The sequence below is a fragment of the Crocosphaera watsonii WH 8501 genome, assembly GCF_000167195.1.
Classification (GTDB): domain Bacteria; phylum Cyanobacteriota; class Cyanobacteriia; order Cyanobacteriales; family Microcystaceae; genus Crocosphaera; species Crocosphaera watsonii.
This window is the reverse complement of the sequence record NZ_AADV02000284.1, coordinates 1-3,143: the sequence shown is the minus strand read 5'-3', so window position 1 is coordinate 3,143 and position 3,143 is coordinate 1. Positions and strand designations below refer to the sequence as shown.

At 32.6% G+C, this 3,143-nt stretch carries 1 protein-coding gene and 2 pseudogenes; 2 read left to right on the top strand and 1 reads right to left on the bottom strand.

Annotation, left to right across the window (positions count from 1 at the left end; genetic code table 11):
* Positions 1–338: 338 nt before the first annotated feature.
* Positions 339–602 (top strand): annotated as a pseudogene (locus tag CWATDRAFT_RS30825) (transposase); the annotation flags it as partial.
* A gap of 118 nt (positions 603–720) precedes the next feature.
* On the opposite strand, the gene CWATDRAFT_RS35245 reads toward CWATDRAFT_RS30825, so the two are convergent.
* Positions 721–1,746, bottom strand: coding sequence for an IS701 family transposase (locus CWATDRAFT_RS35245; protein ID WP_071892215.1), 1,026 nt, complete (start codon positions 1,744–1,746; stop codon positions 721–723).
* Positions 1,747–1,867: 121 nt separating this feature from the next.
* Here CWATDRAFT_RS35245 and CWATDRAFT_RS30815 point away from each other — a divergent pair.
* A pseudogene (locus tag CWATDRAFT_RS30815) lies at positions 1,868–2,332 on the top strand (IS1634 family transposase); the annotation flags it as partial.
* Positions 2,333–3,143: the final 811 nt, after the last annotated feature.

The following is a 3,143-nucleotide window of genomic DNA, read 5'->3' as shown; positions in this document are numbered from 1 at the left end:
TACTTTCACGTAAGTTTTTGTAGAATGGAGCTCACTAGTAAACTCTTGTGCACAATTCTAGTGACCATTGATTTTGACACATTGTAATTTCAGATTGGTAGAGATGAGCATAAGGGATCGGGATAGATGGAAAACCTGCTATCCCCAAGAATACCCCACGCTCGAAATTACCCCCCCCCAAGGNACACCAACCCTTNTCCCCNCCCCCCCCATTTGCAAATGATTATCATTATCGTTCATTCTCAATAAGCTCTCTGGTTGCCGACAATTGTTTAGGGTCGGGTAACAGAGAAAAACCGCTCTGGACTTACTTTTCAACCTACTTGTCACCCCGTGAGGGAAAAGTTGTTAGTCCCTCTATTGGACCGACAAGAACAGAACAAGATTTTTCTGAACATATCCAGAGAACGATTAAGATTGATGAAAAAGCAGAATGGATTTTTATTGTAGATCAACTCAACACTCATAAATCGGAAAGCTTAGTCAAATTAGTAGCAGAAAGCTGTGGAATTACTATTGATTTGGGGAGAAAAGGAAAGGAGGGGATTTTGCAATCTATGGAGAGCAGAGCAGATTTTTTATCAGATGAATCTCATCGAATTCTAGGAGTTACGCATTGACAAATTAACTTAAATATGAGTAGCTTTAAAGAGAGACAACGATCGCTAATTATTAGAGTCATTAAAATTGACGTAATAATAACAATAACTAATCTATAAATTAGGCTGATAATTTCAAATTTATTTGCTCTAAAATAAAATTCCGATTAACTTCAATAGACAATTCTCTTTGGAGTTGATACCAATTATCAATTAACTCATTAGCTCTCATTAATTCAAGTTTAATAAAAGCCCGTAAAGAACTAAAGAAATGGGTCAATATAGCTTCTGATTTTCTGACTATAAATTTATTGATACCACATAATTGTTTGAGCGCACGATGGTAACATTCAATAATCCAATGAGTTGTTTTCAACAAAGTAAATAGAGTTTTATCTGTTTCTCTTAAGTCTTTATTTTCTTGGTCAAATAAAATATAAAAACGAAGCATCCCGTTTTTGAAATGTTTCTTAAATACTTTAACTTCGCCAAACTCTTTTAAGTAAACAATTGTCCCATTTTCCTCTATTTCTAAGCTTTCAACGGATTGATATTGTCCTTTAACGATTGATACTTGTCGATTTTTAGCTATTCCTATCATGAAACCTAATTCTTGTTTTTTCAAAAATTTAAGGTTCTCTTTAGATGAATACCAACTATCACCAGTTACATAAATTGGCCTCAGTCCCCAAGCTAAAACTTCCGATAGCATCATCCGAAAATAATCATTTTTAGACAGATCATCTTCTTTATCATAAAGTCGATAATTTAGAGGGAGTGAAATTCCATTAGGGTCAGTATATAATAAAGTAACTAAATTAATTCCTTTGATAGTTTTATGTTTATTTCCTGACCAGAAATAACCAATAAATTTACTTAATTTAGGATTACTATAAAGTTTTTCAATGACTGTATCATCAATACTTAAGGTTCCCCCACTCAGTTCAATGTGCTGTTTAAATTCATTGAATAAATCAACAGGTTTATAGCTTTCTCTTAATAAAAAACGGTTAACACTATCATGAGATAAATCCTCAAATATCTCGGATAAACGATTACAACCCGAATATTTGGATTCAGCAATTAAATAGTAAGTATAGAGTTCTAAATGACATTTAGCCGTTGATTTCTTCGTTATAGTTCGGATATCTACCTCCAGTTCTTATAATCCTCTCTATTTTATCAGTTTTTTGCTTTTTGTTAACAGCGATCGCTTTCTCTGTTTGGACTATGCACATTGTAAACCATCTGTCAATGCGTAACTCCTAGAAGAGATAAGTAGAAAGACTAAAGAAGCAGGAAAATTTATTTTAGCAACTAACTTAGTAGAGGAAAATAAATTAGAAGCTAGTGAAATTCTGATAACTTATAAAAACCAGCAATCTACGGAAAGAGGATTTCGATTTTTGAAAGATCCCTTATTTTTTACTGATAGTTTCTTCGTTGAAAAACCAGAAAGAATAGAAACAATGTTATTTTTAATGTCTTTGTGTTTGTTGATTTATAACTTGGGGCAAAGAGAATTAAGAAATTGTTTAAAAAGAGTCAAAAAAGGAATAAATAATCAAGTAGGGAAAGTAACATTGCGTCCGACTTTGAGGTGGATATTTCAATGTTTTCAAGGTATTCATTATGTGATTTTAAACGGAGTTAAACAAATTGTAAATTTAACAGAAGAAAGGCGTTTTATATTGAGTTTATTACCTGCATCTTGTCAAAGATATTATCTATAAATTGAATTGAATAAAGCAAAAATAATAAAAGAATAAGAGTCTAATGATATCAAATGAGAAGAGGAAACTCTCCTTCGTTTGTGCTGAGTCTTGCTAAGTTTTCAATAAGTATAAATCTTCTTAATTTGATTATTTTTCCTAAAAATTTAATGAAAAGAGAAATATTCTTGCCCAGGTATGATTTTCGGACTTTTTAAAACTATGTATTTTTTTATACTACATTTTGAAGTGCGGAATCTGGGATAGATTAAAACAAGTCAGTTTCATCTTCGACTTACGGTTTCAAAACTTTTTTAACATCAAGGTTTCTCGCTTGTGCGCTGATTCCAGGGAACCGTTCCCAGAGCAAAAATAAATCCCAATCACGATCATTATCATTATCATCCTTTCGATTTTCTTTATCTTATAGTAATCTTGTTCTGAGTAGTCAAAGGTAGTCAAAGGCCATCACTCAAGTCAGGGTCAAATTCAGAAATTGACGAAATAATTGGCTATCAATAGCAGTTTCTATAAAAATGGAGACAATCATTTTTAATCTTTTAAAATAATCTTTTAACCTGATTTTAGCTCTTAAATCGCTATCGATATTTTTAAAAATACCATCATCACAATACGACCTTTGATGACCTTTGACGAAAAATGCCCTTCAAAAATATCTAAAATGTCCGTACTTTCATGAGGTGATTAGAGTTAGGAATTAGCCAAAACTAAGGGGAGAAGAAGAAGAACCAGCAGGCTTTATGTCATACAGTTGCTATTTTCCCAATAACTGGATTTGCTGCTGGTTGGGGGGAATTTCCCCCCAATCCCC